Source organism: Marichromatium bheemlicum (assembly GCF_012276755.1).
In the GTDB taxonomy this organism is placed as follows: domain Bacteria; phylum Pseudomonadota; class Gammaproteobacteria; order Chromatiales; family Chromatiaceae; genus Marichromatium; species Marichromatium bheemlicum.
This window is the reverse complement of sequence record NZ_JAAXKX010000009.1, coordinates 108,995-127,209: the sequence shown is the minus strand read 5'-3', so window position 1 is coordinate 127,209 and position 18,215 is coordinate 108,995. Positions and strand designations below refer to the sequence as shown.

16 protein-coding genes and 1 riboswitch are annotated in these 18,215 nt (G+C 67.5%); of the genes, 7 read left to right on the top strand and 9 right to left on the bottom strand.

Annotation, left to right across the window (positions count from 1 at the left end; genetic code table 11):
• Positions 1-588 precede the first annotated feature (588 nt).
• Positions 589-969 (bottom strand): DnaJ family domain-containing protein, encoded by a 381-nt coding sequence (locus tag HF203_RS08505; RefSeq protein WP_168668645.1) that lies wholly within the window; start codon positions 967-969, stop codon positions 589-591.
• 266 nt (positions 970-1,235) lie between these two features.
• Here HF203_RS08505 and HF203_RS08500 point away from each other — a divergent pair, with 266 nt between their 5' ends.
• The gene (locus tag HF203_RS08500; protein ID WP_168668643.1) at positions 1,236-2,507 is read left to right on the top strand and encodes a D-amino acid dehydrogenase; all 1,272 of its coding nucleotides are present in this window, start codon (positions 1,236-1,238) and stop codon (positions 2,505-2,507) included.
• Between the two features lie 5 nt (positions 2,508-2,512).
• On the opposite strand, the gene HF203_RS08495 is transcribed toward HF203_RS08500, so the two are convergent.
• The 8 genes from HF203_RS08495 to HF203_RS08460 all read right to left on the bottom strand — a co-directional run bounded on the left by HF203_RS08495 (position 2,513) and on the right by HF203_RS08460 (position 9,864).
• The gene (locus HF203_RS08495) at positions 2,513-3,094 is read right to left on the bottom strand and encodes a TMEM165/GDT1 family protein (RefSeq protein WP_281349806.1); all 582 of its coding nucleotides are present in this window, start codon (positions 3,092-3,094) and stop codon (positions 2,513-2,515) included.
• Between the two features lie 193 nt (positions 3,095-3,287).
• A riboswitch (yybP-ykoY riboswitch) is annotated at positions 3,288-3,385 on the bottom strand.
• 357 nt (positions 3,386-3,742) lie between these two features.
• Entirely contained in the window at positions 3,743-5,164 is a 1,422-nt protein-coding gene (locus tag HF203_RS08490) for a DUF4139 domain-containing protein (protein ID WP_168668639.1), read from the bottom strand.
• A gap of 21 nt (positions 5,165-5,185) precedes the next feature.
• Positions 5,186-6,406 (bottom strand): HD domain-containing phosphohydrolase, encoded by a 1,221-nt coding sequence (locus HF203_RS08485; protein WP_168668637.1) that lies wholly within the window; start codon positions 6,404-6,406, stop codon positions 5,186-5,188.
• A gap of 52 nt (positions 6,407-6,458) precedes the next feature.
• The gene (locus HF203_RS08480) at positions 6,459-7,682 is read right to left on the bottom strand and encodes a cyclic di-GMP phosphodiesterase (protein ID WP_168668635.1); all 1,224 of its coding nucleotides are present in this window, start codon (positions 7,680-7,682) and stop codon (positions 6,459-6,461) included.
• 141 nt (positions 7,683-7,823) lie between these two features.
• Positions 7,824-8,009, bottom strand: a complete 186-nt coding sequence (locus tag HF203_RS08475; RefSeq protein WP_168668417.1) for a hypothetical protein — start codon at positions 8,007-8,009, stop codon at positions 7,824-7,826.
• Between the two features lie 67 nt (positions 8,010-8,076).
• Complete coding sequence (locus HF203_RS08470) at positions 8,077-8,382, bottom strand: DUF4342 domain-containing protein (protein WP_168668633.1); 306 nt, start codon at positions 8,380-8,382, stop codon at positions 8,077-8,079.
• 73 nt (positions 8,383-8,455) lie between these two features.
• Entirely contained in the window at positions 8,456-8,878 is a 423-nt protein-coding gene (locus tag HF203_RS08465; protein WP_246221704.1) for a YchJ family protein, read from the bottom strand.
• Entirely contained in the window at positions 8,875-9,864 is a 990-nt protein-coding gene (locus tag HF203_RS08460) for a serine/threonine protein kinase (RefSeq protein WP_168668629.1), read from the bottom strand. Before HF203_RS08460 ends, HF203_RS08465 begins: the two co-directional genes overlap by 4 nt.
• Positions 9,865-9,996: 132 nt before the next feature.
• On the opposite strand from HF203_RS08460, the gene HF203_RS08455 reads away from it, so the two are divergent.
• The 6 genes from HF203_RS08455 to HF203_RS08430 all read left to right on the top strand — a co-directional run bounded on the left by HF203_RS08455 (position 9,997) and on the right by HF203_RS08430 (position 18,143).
• Positions 9,997-10,929: a metallophosphoesterase gene (locus tag HF203_RS08455; protein ID WP_168668627.1), complete on the top strand. Its 933-nt coding sequence runs from the start codon at positions 9,997-9,999 to the stop codon at positions 10,927-10,929.
• Between the two features lie 69 nt (positions 10,930-10,998).
• Positions 10,999-12,402 carry a 3-isopropylmalate dehydratase large subunit gene (gene leuC / locus HF203_RS08450; RefSeq protein ID WP_168668625.1) on the top strand — a complete coding sequence of 468 codons (1,404 nt, stop codon included), beginning with the start codon at positions 10,999-11,001 and terminating at the stop codon, positions 12,400-12,402.
• The gene (gene leuD / locus HF203_RS08445) at positions 12,402-13,040 is read left to right on the top strand and encodes a 3-isopropylmalate dehydratase small subunit (RefSeq protein WP_168668623.1); all 639 of its coding nucleotides are present in this window, start codon (positions 12,402-12,404) and stop codon (positions 13,038-13,040) included. The genes leuC and leuD overlap by 1 nt, the downstream gene beginning before the upstream one ends.
• An 84-nt stretch (positions 13,041-13,124) precedes the next feature.
• Positions 13,125-14,204 (top strand): 3-isopropylmalate dehydrogenase, encoded by a 1,080-nt coding sequence (leuB, locus tag HF203_RS08440; RefSeq protein ID WP_168668621.1) that lies wholly within the window; start codon positions 13,125-13,127, stop codon positions 14,202-14,204.
• 97 nt (positions 14,205-14,301) lie between these two features.
• A complete protein-coding gene (gene asd, locus HF203_RS08435) occupies positions 14,302-15,426 on the top strand; it encodes an aspartate-semialdehyde dehydrogenase (RefSeq protein WP_168668619.1) in 1,125 nt (374 codons plus the stop codon).
• A gap of 128 nt (positions 15,427-15,554) precedes the next feature.
• Positions 15,555-18,143 carry a FimV/HubP family polar landmark protein gene (locus HF203_RS08430; RefSeq protein ID WP_168668617.1) on the top strand — a complete coding sequence of 863 codons (2,589 nt, stop codon included), beginning with the start codon at positions 15,555-15,557 and terminating at the stop codon, positions 18,141-18,143.
• The last annotated feature ends 72 nt before the right edge of the window (positions 18,144-18,215 follow it).

Genomic DNA, 18,215 nt, shown 5'->3' with positions numbered 1-18,215 from the left:
GGCGCAGCTGACGCCGCGGTGTGTGCGAGTGCATGGCCTGTGCTCGATTCCTGCCCCGGCGCTGAAGGCCGTTACCCGGAAAGATTGAACCGCAAAGGCCCAAAGGACGCGAAGGAATATCGGGGAGGCGCGGCTGACGCCGCGGTGTGTGCGAGTGCATGGCCTGCGCTCGGTTCCTGCCCCGGCGCCGATCGCCGTTCCTCAGCAGACGTTGACGCTGGTAAAAGCCGGCAACCCAAACGACGGGGCTGTTAGCCGGACGTCGACCGCCCCCCCACATTCAAAACCCTGCGCGCCCTTCGCGTCTTTGCGGTTCAATCTTCTGGCCGCTGGCCGGAAAAGATTGAATCGCGAAGGCCCAGAGATCGCCAAGGGGAGTCGGGGATGTGCGCTCCGTGCTCTGCCCTTCTTCCTGCCACCTGTCCGTCGCGATGGTCGCTCCGGCTTCCCCGCTGATCCTTCAGCCCGTCACCGGGCAGCGACGCTGAGAGTGCCGTCGATCCAGCCAACGACTGTCTTTTCCCTTCGCGTGCTTTGGGTCTTTGCGGTTCAACGCCCCTTGGCGACCATACTTGCTGGTCCTGCCGTTCAATCCTCCTCTCGGTCGGTGAACACCTGGTTCAGCGCGTCCTGGTATTGCATCCGGGTGACCGCGTTGAGACCGTGGCCACGCCCCTCGCTCAGTCGGGTTTCGAGCAGTCTGAGTCGTCTGACAGCCTCGGCACGCACTTGTGGGTCTTCGACCCTGCTGATGAGTGCTTCGGTGTCGCGGATTTGACGTAGGGCCTCGATTTCTGGTGGGATGAATCCGGCCCCTTTGAGCAACCGATAACCGGCGCGCAGATGCGTTGGAACCAGGGTGAGGTCTTCGGGGGGCAACGGTTTACCGCTGCCGGGCAGGGTGTCGAGTTCGCCGCGTGCAAGTGCTTGTTCGATTTGGCGCTCGGCGAGTTGATCGATCAGGTCCATACCGGACTCCGCTGAGGCAAGATGACAAAGGACTAGTCTCTCATCTGCAGCGAGGAGATCGCACCGATCGCGATACGATCTGGGGCGGTTGGGCCCAATCCTAGCCCTATGATCCGTTTCGGTCGACCGGCAGTGGTACGTACGATTTGTTTGAAAAATCGTTGATGTTGCGATTAACGGCGCCAAATAGGTCGTCTATACGTCACTGTTGCTGGCCGTTCACTGTGATGCCAGAGCGGTTACTCGAGGGCCTGGAGGGGGGTGTGATGCGCGTTCTGGTCGTCGGTAGCGGGGTGATCGGTACCACTGCCGCCTATCAACTGGCCCGTGCCGGTGCCGAGGTGACGGTGCTCGAGCGCTGTGCCGGCTCCGGTCTGGAGACCAGCTATGCCAATGCCGGTCAGGTCTCGACCGGCTATGCCGCGCCCTGGGCTGCGCCTGGTCTGCCGCTCAAGGCGCTGCGCTGGCTGCTGACCCCGCACGCCCCGCTGCGGGTGCATCCACGGCTGGACGCGGCGATGCTGCGTTTCATGACGGCGACGCTCGGCAACTGCAGCGCGCGTCACTATGCCCGCAACAAGGCGCGATTGCTGCGCCTGGCCGAGTACAGCCGGATCGCCTTGGGCGAGTTGCGTGCCGAGACCGGGATCGACTACGACGCCGGGCAGGGCGGGACCCTGCAACTGCTGCGCTCGGCAGCCCAGTTCGAACAGGCGCGGCGCGATCGCGACATCCTCGAGCGTAGCGGGCTACGCTGCGAGTTGCTCGATGTCGAGGGCTGTGTCCGTCATGAGCCCGCGCTCGCCCGGGTCGCCGATCGCCTCGCCGGTGGTCTGCGCTTCCCCGATGACGAGACCGGCGACTGTCTGCGTTTCACCCAGGCGCTGGCGGCGCATGCGACCAGGCTCGGGGTCGAGTTCCGCTACGGGGTGCGGGTCGAGGCGCTGCGTGTCCGCGACGGCGCGATCACCGGGGTCGAGACCGACGCCGGGCCCTTGGTCGCCGATCGCTGTCTGCTCGCTGCCGGTCTCGACGCGGTGCGGCTGTTGCGCCCGCTCGGCATCCGCGCACCGATCTATCCGGTCAAGGGCTATTCGCTCACCCTGCCGCTGCTCGACCCCGAGGCCGCGCCACGCTCGACCTTGATGGACGAGACCAACAAGGTCGCGCTGACTCGGCTGGGGGCGCGCTTGCGGGTGGCCGGCACGGCCGAACTCTGTGGCATGGACCTGCGGTTACGACGCGGACGGCTGGAGACCCTGCAGCGGGTGCTCGTCGATCTCTTCCCCGAGGCCGCCGATCCGCGCCAGGCCGAGCCCTGGGCCGGGTTGCGTCCGATGACCCCGGACGGTCCGCCGATCCTGGGCGAGAGCGGTTGTGCGGGGCTCTATCTCGATATCGGACACGGCTCGCTCGGCTGGACCCTGAGCTGCGGTTCGGCGCGCCTGATCGCCGATCTGATGCTCGGCCGAGCCGCCGCGATCGACCCCGAGGGTCTGACCCTGGCGCGCTATCGCGGCGGTTGGCTGGCCGACTGAGCGGCTCAGAACACCTGGGTCGCGGCCACCACGGCGAGCACCAGGAAGAGCGCGCCGGAGATGCGGTGCACCAGTACGATCGGCAGCCGTGTGAGCAGTCGGCAGCCGACGAAGACCCCGAGCGCGGCGGTCAGTGCCATCGCCAGGTTGGCGCCGATCCACACCGGCAACGGGGCCAGGGTAGTGGCCATGCCGGCGACGGCGAGCTGGGTCTTGTCGCCCATCTCGGCGAGGAACAGCAACAGGAAGGTGGCGACCAGGATGCTGTGCCCGGAACGCTGTACTTGCTGCGTATCGCCCTCGTCTTCGGCCTCGTTGGTACGTAGTGCGACGATCCCGAAGACTGCGAACAGCACCGCCACCGCCGCGGCTAATAACTGATCTGGGATCCACTGGGTGAGTGCCGCGCCGAACAGCACTGCCAAGGTGTTGAGTAACAGGAAGGCGGCGAGCGCGCCGAGCAGGACCGGCCAGTGGCGGTGGCGAGCGGCGAGTGCCATACACACTAGTTGGCTCTTGTCACCCATTTCGGCGAGTGCGACCAATGCGAATGTGGCCGCTATCGCGCCACCATCGGTCGAGATCATGGTGAGATCAATCATTCCGCTGCGTTCCCCTGGGTGAGTGGATGGGGCGTGGCGGGGCGCCGGTACGAGCGCGTGATCATGGGTGATGGCATCGGAGGGATCCTCGGGGCCGGGCGCAGGCACAAGACTCGAACACGGTGACGCGCGCCCGGCCCATTGGATTGGCCGTCGCGTTCGTGCTCGAGGTCTCGTCAAGCCCGTTGGGCCGCATCCGCCATGGCGATCGCCAAGTCTGTTGACGGATGCCCCGCGCGCGGCGCGGGAGACTACTCCCCTCGGAGTGGGCCGCGATTCTCGCCGCCCAGGGTGGAGGTGTCAAGTCAGCCGCCAGCCGCCAGCCGCCAGCCGCCAGCCGCCAGCCGCCAGCCGCCAGCCGCCAGCCGCCAGCGGATTGAACCGCCAAGGCGCGAAGGGCGCAAAGGGAAGAAGAGCCTCCAGCGATCAGCCGCCAGTCGCCAGTGGCTAGCTACCCACAAACACTGGCGCCAAGAACGTGCGCTACGGATGCGGGCAAGCCGTGCTGTCGTCGAGGGCACACCCCCACTGGCTGCTGGTCGCTTGCAACTCGAGCCCCTTTGCGCTCTTCGCGCCTTGGCGGTTCAATCTTCTGTCGGCAACCCAACCTCTGCGCTGGGCGCAGGCGTTGTCTCAGCGCTCGATGCGTACCCGCCAACTCAGAGTGATACGACCCTTGGCCGGGACCTCCAGGTGCCACACCGCGAGGTCGGCCGCGGCCTTGATGTGTTGAGTCGTCTCCTCAAGCATCTGCCAATCCCCGGAGATGCGCTCGCGCACCTCGACCGTGGTCGCCGCCTCCCGGGCATTGGCTAGCTCCAGCTCGAAGCCGAGTTCGACGGTACCGTCGTCACCGATGTGTTCGAGGTCGGTTTGGCGGCGCCGGGCGGTGACATCGAAGCTCTCGCCGAGGGTCAGGGTGATGCGCTGATCGGTGGGGGTGTGGTCGATGGCGTCCTCGCCGACGAACTGGGCGTGCCCGGCGCTGTCTTGGGCGTAGACCCGGATCACTCCGCGCGGCAGTGGCATGTTTGGTCCCGCAGTGTCGTTGGTGAAGCTCAGGGTGGTGCGCACCGGTTGCGTGCTCCAGCCGTCGCCGTTGCGGGCGCCGACCGGTCGTCCGCTCACCACCAGCAGGCGTTCGACCGGAATTGCCTCGGCGGTGAACAGCGCCACCTGCTTGGTCTGGTGATTGAGCAGGTCGGTGCGCCGGGGGAGGGTGTAGAGGTGGTAGGCGTCGAGCTGCTCGCGCTTGGGTATGGCGCTGTCGGCCATCATCCTCTCTGCGCGCATTACCGGCAGGGCCATCACTTGCTCGCGTACCTGATTGAGTGCGCCGGCAACGAGCTGGATGCGGGCGTCGCGATAGGCCACGCCGCTGCGATTGTCGAGCGTGACCCAGGCGTTGAGGGTCATGTGATCGCCCTGCTCGGGGTCGAGTTCGGCCACATAGTCGGCCTGCCAGGACAGTCCGCCGCTGAGATAGGAGAGCTCGAGCGTGCGCTCGCCCGCGTCAGCGGTCTCGAGGTGCAACACCAGGGTTGGCTGATCGCGCAGGTCGGCGGGGACGTCGGGGTAGACCAGATGGCCGATCACCGCGGTCTCGATACGATCGCTGTAGCGCAACACTACGCCACCGTTAGCCGCCAGCACCCGGGCGCGCTCGCGCGTGCGTTCGCCCGCGGCGTTGGTGCGCACCACCTCGACCTCGCGCCCGACGTATTTCTGCAGCAGGCTCTCGGGGGTGAGCAGGTCGTAGTCGAAGTTCTGCTCCAACAGCCTCAGTGCCCCGTCTTCGGGGGTCGAGAGCAAGGCCGTTTGCGGGCGGATCTCGGCCGAGACGTTGCGCCAAGCGATGCGGTTCTCGCCGGCATCGAGCTCGACCCGACGTCGGTCGCGCACCAGTGCCAGGTCGTCGTTGTAGATGGTCACCCCGAGGGCCTCGCGGGCGCTGTCGTCGAGCCTCAGCTCATCGGTGGCGGTGACCTGGAGGCTGCCGAGGCCGAGCGCGAGGCCAAGGGCACTGCTAAGCAATGGACGATGACGGATCGACATCTGTGGTCTCCTGATGCGGGGTTAACCGAGGGTATGGAGCAGGACCACCTCGGGGCGAATGCGCCAGTGTACCGGTGATTCGATGCCGCTGATGCGATCCCCGATCCCGGGGGCCGAGAGATCGAGGTCATGCATCTTCAGGTTGCGCCGCTGAGTGGCGTTCATGAACACCCGCACCACCGGTTGCAGTGGGCCCTTGCGCCCGCTGCGCACCACGACCCCGAGCAGGCCACTCTCGAGTCGCACCAGGCTGCCAACCGGGTAGATGCCGAGACAGCGGATGAACCGTTGAACGAGATCGGCATCGAAGTGGAAGCGACTCCACTCGAGCAGCTTGCGTAGCGCCAGGTGTGGCTCAAGACCGGTTTGGTAGACGCGATCGGCGCTGATTGCGTCATAAACATCGACGATCGCTGCCATTCGTCCCTGACGTGAGATCTGCTTCCCGCGCCGTCCACGCGGATACCCCGAGCCATCGATGCGTTCATGGTGCTCGGCGATCAGCACCAGCGCTGCCTCTGGCATGCCGGGGGCGTGACGCAACAGGGCATGGGCGTGCAGCACGTGGCCGTGCATCAGCGCGAGTTCGTCGTCGGTGAGCGCGCCCGGTTTGTTGAGGATCGCCTCCGGGATCAGGCTCTTGCCGAGATCGTGGAGCAGGGCGCCGAGGGCGAGTTCGGCGATGCGCGGACGCTCCATCCCGAGGCTGCGGGCGAAGGCGATGGTGAGTACTGCGGCATTGAACGAATGATCGAGGGTGTAGCGGCCGATGCGGCGTACCCGGGTGAGGCCGAGCAGGGCGTCGCGGTTGCGCTCCTGGGAGTCGATCAGGGCCGCCACTAGCTCAATCAATGGGGGAAGTTCCGGTGGCTGGCCGCGCCCGGCCCGTTCCATGGCATGGCGGATCAGCTCCAGGGCCTGACGTTGTAGCGTCCGGGCGCGTCCGATCTCGGTGGCCAGTGGGCTCGGCGGTTGCTCCGGGGGGTAGGTGAGTGCGACCTGGGTCATGGTTTCTTCGAGGCCCTGATCGACCTCGTGCTGGGGCTGTGCGTTGGCGATGTCGAGACCCTTGGTGGTGTCGATATAGAGCTCGCGGATGCCGAGGCTGCGGATCTGTGCCAGGGCGTGTTGGTCCTCGAGCATGAAGTCGTTGCGTGCGAGTGGGTGATCCGACCAGCCGAAGTTGAGGTCATGGATGTGCATTCCCGGGCACAGTTGATCGATCGTGATCTTCTTGATCACCGTGAAGGCGCTCCATTGATGGTCTCGGGGGTTGGCGGCACCACGGCCGCGGTCAGGGTTGAGGGTGCAGTAGGTCCTCGACGCGGATGCCCCAGTGCGAGGGGTCCTCGGCGCCGAGGATTGCGTCCTCGGCGCCGCTCGCGGGGGCGGAGAGGTCGAGGTCGTCGGGTGGGAGGTAGCGGCGGCGCTGGATGTCGAGGACGAGACGAACCCTGGGGTAGCGCACGCCACCGAGTCCGGCCCCGACGACGACGGCGAGCCGTTGGCTGGCGAGTCGCACCAGGGTGCCGATCGGATAGATGCCGACACCGCGGATGAAGTGCTGGACCAGCTCGGCGTCGAGATGGTGGCCGCTCCACTCGAGCAGTTTGCGCAGTGCTCGGTGGGGCTCCATCCCCTTGTGATAGACACGATCGGAGGTGATGGCGTCGTAGACGTCGACGATCGCCGCCATTCGCCCGTAACGGGTGATCTGCTCGCCGGTCTTGCCGTCGGGATAGCCGTTACCGTCGACGCGCTCGTGGTGCTCGGCGGCGACGGCCAGGGCGACTGCCGGGATCCCCGGGGCGCGGGCGAGGATATCGCGACTGTCGACGACATGCGTGCGCATGACCTCGACCTCGGCGGCGGTCAACCGGCCCGGCTTGTTGAGGACCTCGGGTGGGGTGAGGGTCTTGCCGATGTCGTGGAGCAGGGCGCCGACGCCGATCTGGTGGATCAACTCGGCAGAGAGCTGCAGGGTGGTGGCGAATGAGGTCATCAGTACGGCGACGTTGACCGAGTGCTCGAAGGTGTAGCGGTCCATCCGCCGGATCCGCGTCAGCCCGAGCAGCGCATCGCGGTTGCGAAAGATCGAACCGACCATGCGACTGATCACCGGATCGGTGCGTGCGACATCGATCTGACGGCCCAGGCGCACGTCCTCCATCAGTTCACGGATCAACTGGTTGGCCTCGCGGTGGACCAGTCGGGCCTGGGCGTGCTCGTCCTCGAGGGAGGTTGGGGCGGGTGGCTCCGGGGGGGATTCGACGACCTCGACCAGCTCGCGTTCGAGCGTTGCCTCGACCTCCGAGCGGCTCGGTGCATTGGCGACATCCAGGCCCTTGTCGGTGTCGATGTAGAGTGCGCGGATACCGAGGCTGCGGATCTGCTTCAGTGCGGTCTCGTCTTCGACCAGGAAGTCGTTGCGGACATAGGGGTGATCGGTCCAGCCGAAGTTGAGGTCATGGACGTGCATCCCCGGGCGGAGCTGGTCGATCGCGATTTTTTTGATCATGCCGTCTTGGTGGAGCCGCTGCGACGCCGTTGCGAGCAGAGCGGCTCGTCGTGATCCGAGGCCGACATGATACGACCAAACCGGCCGTGACGGGAGGTGGGCGCTAGGGTGCGGCCTTTCGCGGGGCCGCACCCCAGGGGGTTAGTCGGCGGTGGGCTGGGCGCCGGCGCCGGGGATCAATTGCTCATCGCGCAGGATTGTTTCCTTGGCCTCGCCATTGACCCAGCGCTTCTCGTGCGGGACGTGCACGGCATAGCGTCCGCTGCGCTTCTGATAGATCGTATAGTCGGCGGTGCGTTTGATCTGCTTCATCTTGATCTGCCTCATCGGAATCTCCCGTTTCTCGTTGATACAGACGGTGGGGTTGGCCTCGGGCGCGCCCGAGGCCTGGACACTAGCGACGGTCGTCGGGGTAGGGGCCGCGTGGTTGGCCCGGGTCACGCTCGATCTCGATACGGAACTGGGCGAGCAGCGCGGCCATGGCGCCGAGTGCGGTGAGCACCGGGGCGAGCAGGGTGAGGACGGCAGCGACACCGATGCCGGCGTTGAGCGGCACATCGGTGAGGATCTGACCGCTGGGGCGGCGCACGATCAGTCGTCTGACATTGCCCTGGCGCACCAGCTCTTTGATCTTGTCGACCAGCGCGCCGCCGGCGACCGTGAACTCTTCGCGAATCGGTCGTCGGTCATCGTCTCTCATGTGCAGCTCCTTATGGTGGTCTGGGTGTTATCGATGGGGTCTGTTGGTGGGCAGCGTGGTGCCCGCGTCCCTGTCAGTTCGTGCCGCCGGCCTCAGGAAAGGTTCCGTCGACGTAGACCCAGCGGCCCTCGAGTCGGGCGAAGCGGCTGCGCTCGTGCAGGCGATGGGCGCGGCCGCCGACTTTATAGCGGGCGACGAATTCGACCATGCCCTGGTCGTCATCAGGACCGCCAGCGGTGGTGGCGAGGATGCGCAGCCCGAGCCAGCGTGGTGGTGGGTCGCCCGGGGCGAGGTCGGCAGGGCAGTGCGCCGGGTGCCAGGTGGCGCGCAGATAGTCCTCGGCACCGAGTACGAAGGCAGTGTAGCGCGAGCGCATCAGTGCTGCGGCGGTGGCGGCATGCGCTCGACCGCTGAGATAGCGGCCACAGCAGGCTGCCAGCGGTCGGGCGCTGCCACAGGGGCAATCGGTGGTCTCGGGGCGGTGCTGTTTGCTCATACGGGCCATAGCGGTCCTGCCTCCATGGCGAGGAGCTGCTCGCGCAGCTGGCTGATGTGCTGTTCCCAGTAGTGCGTGGTGGCGAACCAGGGGAAGGCGGCGGGGAAGGCCGGGTCCTGCCACCGCCGCGCCAGCCAGCCAGCGTGGTGGATCAGTCGCAGGGTACGCAGCGCCTCGACCAGGTGCAGCTCACGCGGATCGAAGTCGCAGAAGTCCTCGTAGCCGGCGAGTACGTCGGCGAGTTGGCGTTGCTGTTCGGCGCGATAGCCCGAGAGCAGCATCCACAGGTCCTGGATCGCTGGGCCGCGGCGTGCATCGTCGAAGTCGACGAAGTGCGGACCGGCATCGGTCCACAGCAGATTGCCGCGATGGCAGTCGCCGTGGAGACGGATGTTGTGGATCGGGCCGGCCCGATCGTAGCAGTCGGCCACCGCCGCGAGTGCGTTGGCGCTGACCTCGATGTAGGTCTCGCGTAGCTCCGTCGGGACCCAGTCCTGCTCGAGCAGACGCGTGCGGGCGCGGGTGCCGAAGGACTCGAGATCGAGCGCCGGGCGCTGGACGAAGGGACGGCTCGCCCCCACTGCATGAATGCGACCGATGAAGCGCCCCACCCACTCCAGTACCTCGGGGTGGTCGAGTTCGGGGTCGCGCCCCCCGCGCCTGGGGCTGATCGAGAAGCGGTGCCCGGCGAAGTGGTGCAGGGTGTCCCCGTTGATGCGTTGCGGCGCGATTGCCGGGATCTCGCGCTCGGCCAGTTCGGTGGCGAAGTCGTGTTCCTCGGCGATCGCCGCGTCGCTCCAGCGCCCGGGGCGATAGAACTTGACCACGATCGGCGCGGCCTCGTCGAGGCCGATCTGATAGACGCGATTCTCGTAGCTGTTGAGTGCGAGCATGCGCCCATCGGGCAGCAGGCCGACCGACTCGATGGCATCGAGGATGCGTTCGGGGCCGAGGTCGGCATAGGGTGTGGGGTCGGTGGTATCCATGCCGACGATTCTACGCGGATCGATCGCCACGGGGGCAGGGCGATCGGCGCGCGTTGGGGCGTTGCCAGCGCCGGCAACGCGCATCCCCTCCCACACGGCGACCAACGAGCGATGGTCAACGAGGAGGTTTCGATGGGACCTGTGCTGCGGCTCTGTCTGAGCATGCTGGTGCTGTGTCTGGCGCCCGTTGCGGGGGCCACGCCCTGGCGGGTATTCGCCGTCGGTGATCTGCCCTACAGCGCCTCCGAGTTCACGGCGCTGCGCGCCTTGCTGGCGCACGCCAGTGCCGCCGGCAGTCCCTTCCTGATCCATGTCGGCGACATCAAGGGTGGGGCGCAGCCGTGCACCGATGAACAGCTCGGGCGGGTCGCCGGGCTGTTCGCGGCGCAGCCGGTGCCGGTGGTCTACACCCCGGGCGATAACGAATGGACCGACTGCCATCGGTTCTTCGCCGGTGGTCACGATCCGCTGCAGCGACTCGCTCAGGTGCGCGCGCGCTTCTTTACACAAGATCCCGCCGTGTTGCGACTCGACCAGCTCGGCGCACACGTGCGGTGGCGCGGTTATCCGGAACTCTATCGTTTCGTCTATCGTCGGGTGATGTTCGTCGTGTTGCACGTGGTCGGTAGCCACGATGGCGCACGTCGGGCCAAGCCGCGCGCACAGGCCGAGTCGGCGGCGCGCCGCGCGGCCAATCGCGCGCTGCTGCGCGAGGCGGCCGACGCGGCCCGGACGGCGGGGCTCGATGCGCTGGTGGTGGTCTTCCACGTCGATCCGCTGTTCGAGCGCGCGCGTGCGCCGCGGGGTCTCGGCTGGGTGCGCGAGGCCCTCGGCGAGACCTTGGAGCGCTTCCCCGGGCCGGTGCTGCTGGTGCACGGCGATACCCATCGGCTGCGCCACGATCGACCACTCAGTGGTCCGGAGGGTGAGCGCCTGGTGCGTGTCGAGGTGCCGGGGTCGCCTTCGATCGGTGGGGTCTGGATCACCATCGATCCGAGCGCCGTCGAGCCCTTCCGGGTCGAGCCGGTGTGGGCACAAGGGCGTGATCTCGATGGTGAGAATTGAGTTTTACCCCTCACCGGACTACTCTAGGGGATTCCCTTTTTCGCACCGTTCGCACCGAGGACAGAGTCTATGGGCGCCAGGACCCTCTACGACAAACTCTGGGACGAGCACGTCGTGCGCGTCGACGAGACCGGCACGGCACTGCTCTATATCGATCGTCAGCTGATCCACGAGGTCACCTCGCCCCAGGCCTTCGAGGGTCTGCGTCTGGCCGGGCGCAAGCCGTGGCGCACCAGCGCCAACCTTGCGGTGCCGGATCACAACGTGCCTACCAGCGGTCGTGCCCAGGGCATCGCCGATCCGATCGCGCGGCTCCAGGTCGACACGCTCGATGCCAACTGCGCAGAGTTCGGCATCCGTGAGTTCCCGATGTCCGACCAGCGCCAGGGCGTGGTGCACGTGATCGGTCCCGAGCAGGGCTTCACCCTGCCGGGCTCGACCGTGGTTTGCGGTGACTCCCACACCGCCACCCACGGCGCCTTCGGCGCCCTGGCCTTCGGCATCGGTACCTCCGAGGTCGAGCACGTGATGGCCACCCAGTGCCTGATCCAGCGCAAGTCGAAGTCGATGCTGATCCGCATCGACGGCCAGCTTGGCGAGGGCGTCACCGCCAAGGACATCGTCCTCGCGGTGATCGGCCGGATCGGCACCGCCGGCGGCACCGGCTATGTCATCGAGTTCGCCGGCGAGGCGATCGAGGCGTTGACCATGGAAGGCCGCATGACGGTCTGCAACATGGCCATCGAGGCCGGCGCGCGCGCCGGGTTGATCGGCGTCGACGAGAAGACCGTGGAGTTCATGCGCGGGCGTCCGCTGGCCCCCGAGGGCGAGCTGTTCGAGCGTGCCGCCGCGCACTGGCGCACCCTGGTCACCGATTCGGGCGCCGAGTTCGACCAGGTCGTGGAGATCGACGCCGCCAGCATCGCGCCGCAGGTCACCTGGGGCACCTCGCCCGAGATGGTGCTCGACATCAACGGCCGGGTGCCGGATCCGGCCGCCGAGACCGACGCGGTCAAGGCCGCCAGCATCCGTCGCGCGCTCGAGTACATGGGCCTCGAGGCGGGGATGGCGATCACCGACATCCGTCCCGACAAGGTCTTCATCGGCTCCTGCACCAACTCGCGCATTGAGGACCTGCGCGCCGCCGCCGAGATCGCCAAGGGCCGCAAGGTCGCCCCGGGCATCCAGCTGGCGATGGTGGTGCCGGGCTCGGGTCTGGTGAAAGAGCAGGCCGAGGCCGAGGGGCTCGACAAGATCTTCACCGAGGCCGGGTTCGAGTGGCGCGAGCCGGGCTGCTCGATGTGTCTGGCGATGAACGCCGACCGACTGGAGCCGGGCGAGCGTTGCGCCTCGACCTCCAACCGTAACTTCGAGGGCCGTCAGGGGCAGGGTGGTCGCACCCACCTGGTGAGCCCCGCCATGGCCGCCGCCGCCGCGGTGACCGGGCACTTTGTCGACGTGAGGGAGCTGTGATGGAAGCGTTCAAGAACTTCACCGGCGTGGTGGCGCCGCTCGATCGGGCCAACATCGACACCGACGCGATCATCCCCAAGCAGTTCCTCAAGAGCATCCAGCGCACCGGCTTCGGTCCCTATCTGTTCGACGAGCTGCGTTATCTCGACCACGGCGAGCCGGGGATGGACTGCAGCACCCGCCCGCTCAACCCCGAGTTCGTGCTCAACGACGACCGTTACGCCAACGCCGAGATCCTGCTCGCGCGCGAGAACTTCGGTTGCGGCTCCTCGCGCGAGCATGCCCCCTGGGCACTGGCCGACTTCGGCTTGCGGGTGATCCTGGCGCCGAGCTTCGCCGACATCTTCTTCAACAACTGTTTCAAGAACGGCATCCTGCCGATCGTGCTGCCGGCCCCGGTGATCGATGCCCTGTTCGGCAAGGCCGTCGGCCCCGAGGCACTGCGCATCACCGTCGACCTGCCCGGTCAGACGCTGATCCTCGATGACGCCACCCGCATCGCCTTCGACATCGATGCCGGCAACAAGCACCGCTTGATCGAGGGGCTCGACGACATCGGCCTCACCCTGCAGGAGGTCGATACCATTCGCGCCTACGAGGAGCGTCGTCGCGCCGAGGCGCCCTGGCTGTTCATCTGACCCGGTCGCCTGCGCCGCGACGGCGCGGGCAGACCCTGAGGCCGCCGTCCGGGCGGCCATCGTCCAAGTATTCGGAGAAATCCCTTGAGCAAGAAGATTCTGGTTCTCGCCGGTGACGGCATCGGTCCCGAGATCGTCGCCGAGGCGGTCAAGGTGCTCGACGCGCTGCAGGCCGAGGGCGCGATCGACGTGACCATGGAAGAGGCCCTGGTCGGTGGTGCGGCCTATGACGACTGTGGCGATCCGCTGCCGGCGGCCACCCTGGAGGCAGCCAAGGCCGCCGACGCGGTGCTGCTCGGTGCCGTGGGTGGCCCGAAGTGGGAGCCGCTGCACTTCTCCAAGCGCCCCGAGCGCGGTCTGCTCGGGCTGCGTTCCGGGCTGGGGCTGTTTGCCAACCTGCGCCCGGCCTTCCTCTACCCGCAGCTGGCCGATGCCTCCACCCTCAAGCCCGAGATCGTCTCCGGGCTCGACATCATGATCGTGCGCGAGCTGACCGGCGGTATCTACTTCGGTGAGCCGCGTGGCGTCGAGACCCTGGAGTCGGGCGAGCGTTACGGCTACAACACCCTCTGCTACAAGGAGTCCGAGGTCGAGCGCATCTGTCGCGTCGCCTATGACATCGCGATGAAGCGCGGCAAGCGGGTGTGCTCGGTCGACAAGGCCAACGTGCTCGAGGTCACCGAGATGTGGCGCGACGTGGCGGTCAAGACCGCCGCCGACTACCCCGAGATCGAGCTCTCGCACATGTACGTCGACAATGCCTCGATGCAGCTGGTGCGTGCACCCAAGCAGTTCGACGTGGTGGTCACCACCAACATGTTTGGTGACATCCTCTCCGATTGCGCGGCCATGCTCACCGGCTCGATCGGCATGCTGCCCTCGGCCTCGCTCAATGCCGAGGGGCAGGGTATGTACGAGCCGATCCACGGTTCGGCCCCGGACATCGCCGGTCGCGGCATCGCCAACCCGCTGGCCACCATCCTCTCGGTGGCGATGATGTTGCGCTACTCGCTCGATGCGGGCGAGGCGGCCGATCGCATCGAGGCGGCCGTCTCCAAGGTGCTCGACGACGGTCTGCGCACCGGCGACATCATGTCCGAGGGCATGCGTCAGGTCGGCACCGCCGAGATGGGCGATGCGGTAGTCGCGGCGCTGCGCGCCTGAGCCGATCGCGCTGAACGCCTGCCGGGGCAGGGTGCCGAGGGTTCGGCGCCACGCCCCGGCGGGCGAATCCAGATCAGATGACTGTGGGGTGAGAACAATGCAACGGGTTGGTTTCGTCGGCTGGCGAGGCATGGTGGGCTCCGTGTTGATGGAGCGGATGCGTGCCGAGGGTGACTTCGCCCACATCACCGAGCCGGTGTTCTTCTCCACCTCGCAGGCCGGGCAGCCCGGTCCCGACGTGGGGCAGGGCGCCCAACCGCTGCGCGACGCCGATTCGCTCGACGCGCTGGCGGAGATGGACGTCATCCTCAGTTGCCAGGGCGGCGACTACACCAAGCGCCTCCACCCGCAGCTGCGCGCGCGCGGTTGGGACGGCTACTGGATCGACGCGGCCTCGACGCTGCGCATGGCCGCCGATTCGACCATCGTCCTCGATCCGGTCAACCGTGAGGTCATCGACGCGGCGCTCGCCGCCGGTCGGCGTGATTTCGTCGGTGGCAACTGCACCGTCAGCCTGATGCTGATGGCCATCGGCGGGTTGTTCCGCGCCGGTGCGGTGGAGTGGGTCAGCGCCATGACCTATCAGGCCGCCTCGGGCGCCGGTGCGCGTAACATGCGCGAGCTGCTGGCACAGATGGACGCGCTGCACGAGGCGGTTGCGCCGCAGCTGGCCGATCCGGGGTCGGCGATCCTCGAGATCGACCGCGGTGTGACCGCGGCGATGCGGGATTCGGCCTTCCCGACCGAGAGCTTTGGGGTGCCGCTCGCCGGCAGTCTGATCCCCTGGATCGATACCCAGCTCGACAATGGTCAGAGTCGCGAGGAGTGGAAGGGACAGGCCGAGACCAACAAGATCCTCGGCCTCGACGCCGCCGCGCCGCTGCCGATCGACGGCATCTGCGTGCGTATCGGCGCGATGCGCTGTCACAGCCAGGCGCTGACCATCAAGCTCGCGCGCGATCTCGAGCTCGACGAGGTCGAACGCCTGATCGCTGCGGCCAACCCCTGGGTGCGGGTGATCCCCAACGAGCGCGAGCGCAGCATGCGCGAGCTCTCGCCGGCGGCGGTTACCGGGACGCTCGAGGTGCCCGTCGGACGGCTGCGCAAGATGAACCTCGGCCCGCGCTATCTCTCGGCCTTCACCGTTGGTGATCAGCTGTTGTGGGGGGCGGCCGAACCGCTGCGGCGGATGCTCGCCATCCTGCTCGCGCGAGTGGCCTGAAAACAGATGCCGGCTTGGTGTGTATCGGCCGATCGGATATAGTCGGGCCCATTTCGTGCGGCCCGTCGGGAGATCGTGACGGATCTGGCCGGCTGATCGTCGTTGCACAAGGTGCATGAGGGAAGACGATGTTTCGCAACTTTGTTCTGGCGTCGGCCGTGGTGCTGACCTTGGTCGTAGCCGATGCGAGTGCGCTCGGGCTGGGAAGCCTGCAGACGTACTCGGCGCTGAATCAGCCCTTCCGGGGCGAGATCGCGCTCATCGACGTTAATCCGGATACCTTGGATACGGTGCGCGTCGAGCTGGCGCCATCTGCGGTCTTCGATCGCGCCGGCCTCGAGCGCTATCACTATCTCACCGAACTCGAGTTCACCCCCGGCCTCTCGGCGCGCGGCGAACCGGTGGTCCAGATCACCAGTCAGGACCCAGTGCGTGAACCCTATCTCGACTTCCTGATCCAGGCCACCTGGCCCGACGGTCAGCTCGTCCGCGGCTATACCGTATTGCTCGATCCCCCGGTGTCGACCCAGGGGCGTGCCCCGGCGGTCGCCACGCCGCGGGTCTCGGCGCCTGCGGCCGAGGTGCGGGCCGAGCCACAGCGGGCGTCCGTGCCACCTGCCGCGGCCGATCGCGCCGAGCAGTCGGCCATCGACCTCCCCGAGGGGGTCGACCCCTCGGTGTTCCCGGTCAAGGTCGGTCCGGTCCCCGAAGGCGTGGGGTTGTGGCAGTTCGCGCTCGACTCCCGTACCCAGGGGGCGAGTCTGGCGCAGACGGCGATGGCGCTCTATCGCGCCAACCAGGACGCCTTCATCCAGGGGGACATCAACCGCCTGATCGCCGGCGAGACCTTGACCATCCCCTCGGCCGAGGAGCTGTTCGCGCTCGAGCCGAGTGCCGCCCAGAGCGAGTTCCAAGCAGCGATGCAGGGCCAGGCGGTCAATCGTGCGCCCTTGGCGCCGCCGCCCCCGGAGCCGGCGAGGCTGAAGATCGCCGGTGAGGTCGGCGAGGTCGGTCAAGAGACCCCGGCGCGCTCGGCCGAGGTGGTGGCGCTCGAGCAGGAACTGCTGACGGTGATGCAGGCACACGAGAGCACCCGCCAAGAGACCCTGGAGCTGCGTGCGCACATCCGCGAACTCGAATCACGGCTCAGCGAGATCCAGGAGCTGCTGCAGGCCCGTAACGCCGAGGTGGCCCGCCTGCAGGCCGTTGCCGCCGCGGCGCGTGAGCCGGTGCCTGCCGCCCCCGCTGAGTCCGAGCCGCCGCTGGCCGGTGTCGCGCCGCAGGTAGCGCCAGAGTCGGCGCAACCACGCCCCGAGCCCGCAGCCCCCGAATCACCGGACTCAGATGCCTCCACCGAGACGGAGACGATGGCCGCCGTCGATGCCGAGCCGACCACCACCGAGGCCGCGGCGGCGGACTCGATCGTCGAGCCCGAGCCGGTCGTGGCCCAGGACGATGCCGCCGACTCGTTGTGGCACGCCTTGTTGCTGCCCCTGGCCGGTTTCGCCGCGGTCGCTGCGCTGGGTCTGATCGGCTTCTCGTGGTGGTCGTCGCGCCGGCGTCAACGCGAGGATACCGAGCTGGTCTCCACCCTCGAGATCGAATCCGAACTCGCCCCGCTCGACGTTCCCGCCCGGGGTGCGAGCGCGGCGTCTCGGAGTGTCGAGGAGGAGAGCACCTTCTCGGAGCTGGTCGACGAGCCCTCGGCCTCGCCGTTCTCCGCGCTCACCCAGCTCGACTCGACGCTCAACGAGGCCGACCCGATCGCTGAGGCCGATATCTATATCGCCTATGGTCGTTACGACGAGGCGGTGCGATTGCTCGACGGTGAACTCGAGAACACCCCCGAGCGCATGGATCTGCGTCTCAAGCTGGCCGAGGCCTATGCTGCGATGCGTGATGCCGCGGCACTCGATGCCTTGGTCGAGGCCACGCGTACGGCTGGGGGCGAGCGCAACGACCCCGAGGGCTGGCAGCGGTTGCTGGCGATGCAGGCGCGACTGACGCAGGGCGGGGCAGGTTCAAGCGCGCCTCGGGAGTACGCCGGGCTCGACGCCGACTCGACGGCCGCCGATGAATCGATCTCGCTGCGCCTCGAGGACGTCGCCGATCCGGCCGCGCCGCGCCCGCCCGAGGCGGCGGCTCGGCACGACGAGTTCGATCTGCCGTTGCTGTTCGACGACACCGATCTCGAGGAGCCGCCGGCGGAGGAGGTCGATAAGGCGACCGAGCCGGCGCCGGCGAGCGCATCGACCCCGTCCCACCCGGCGCCGTCGCGTTCCGCACCCGCGCAGGCCACGCCAGCGCGGGCGCAACCGCCGGCCCGGCCTGAGGCCGAGGTCGAGGATTCGGCCCTCCCCGACGAGGCGGGCGATTCCGAGCTGATGCTGACCCTGGAGGACATCGACGGCTTCTCCGATTCCGATCTGGCGCCGCCGAGCAAGCCACAATCGCTTGCACCGGAGTCGACCGCCCGGCCCAGCGGTGGTGGCGAGGTCCGACCGATCGCCGATGCCGCGCCCAGTGAGTTCCTGCTCTCGCAGTGGGAGATGGACTCCGGACTGTGGGACGAGAACGCCACCAAGCTCGATCTCGCGCGCGCCTATCTCGACATGGACGACAAGGAGGCCGCTCGCGGGATCCTCGACGAGGTGATCGCAGACGGCCGTGACGATCAGCGCCAGGAGGCCCGTCAGCTGCTCGAAAGGCTCGGTTGACGGGTCGTTGATGAGACCAATGAACGCCCCCGTGCTACGGGGGCGGGGCCTGTCTGTGGCCCGACAGCAATC

Bases quoted from the DNA above. Each gene is read 5' to 3' on its own strand.
- HF203_RS08505 (WP_168668645.1), bottom strand. From the start codon at position 969: ATGGACCTGATCGATCAACTCGCCGAGCGCCAAATCGAACAAGCACTT.
- HF203_RS08500 (WP_168668643.1), top strand. From the start codon at position 1,236: ATGCGCGTTCTGGTCGTCGGTAGCGGGGTGATCGGTACCACTGCCGCC.
- HF203_RS08495 (WP_281349806.1), bottom strand. From the start codon at position 3,094: ATGATCTCGACCGATGGTGGCGCGATAGCGGCCACATTCGCATTGGTC.
- HF203_RS08490 (WP_168668639.1), bottom strand. From the start codon at position 5,164: ATGTCGATCCGTCATCGTCCATTGCTTAGCAGTGCCCTTGGCCTCGCG.
- HF203_RS08480 (WP_168668635.1), bottom strand. From the start codon at position 7,682: ATGATCAAAAAAATCGCGATCGACCAGCTCCGCCCGGGGATGCACGTC.
- HF203_RS08475 (WP_168668417.1), bottom strand. From the start codon at position 8,009: ATGAGGCAGATCAAGATGAAGCAGATCAAACGCACCGCCGACTATACG.
- HF203_RS08470 (WP_168668633.1), bottom strand. From the start codon at position 8,382: ATGAGAGACGATGACCGACGACCGATTCGCGAAGAGTTCACGGTCGCC.
- HF203_RS08465 (WP_246221704.1), bottom strand. From the start codon at position 8,878: ATGAGCAAACAGCACCGCCCCGAGACCACCGATTGCCCCTGTGGCAGC.
- HF203_RS08460 (WP_168668629.1), bottom strand. From the start codon at position 9,864: ATGGATACCACCGACCCCACACCCTATGCCGACCTCGGCCCCGAACGC.
- HF203_RS08455 (WP_168668627.1), top strand. From the start codon at position 9,997: ATGGGACCTGTGCTGCGGCTCTGTCTGAGCATGCTGGTGCTGTGTCTG.
- leuC (WP_168668625.1), top strand. From the start codon at position 10,999: ATGGGCGCCAGGACCCTCTACGACAAACTCTGGGACGAGCACGTCGTG.
- leuD (WP_168668623.1), top strand. From the start codon at position 12,402: ATGGAAGCGTTCAAGAACTTCACCGGCGTGGTGGCGCCGCTCGATCGG.
- asd (WP_168668619.1), top strand. From the start codon at position 14,302: ATGCAACGGGTTGGTTTCGTCGGCTGGCGAGGCATGGTGGGCTCCGTG.
- HF203_RS08430 (WP_168668617.1), top strand. From the start codon at position 15,555: ATGTTTCGCAACTTTGTTCTGGCGTCGGCCGTGGTGCTGACCTTGGTC.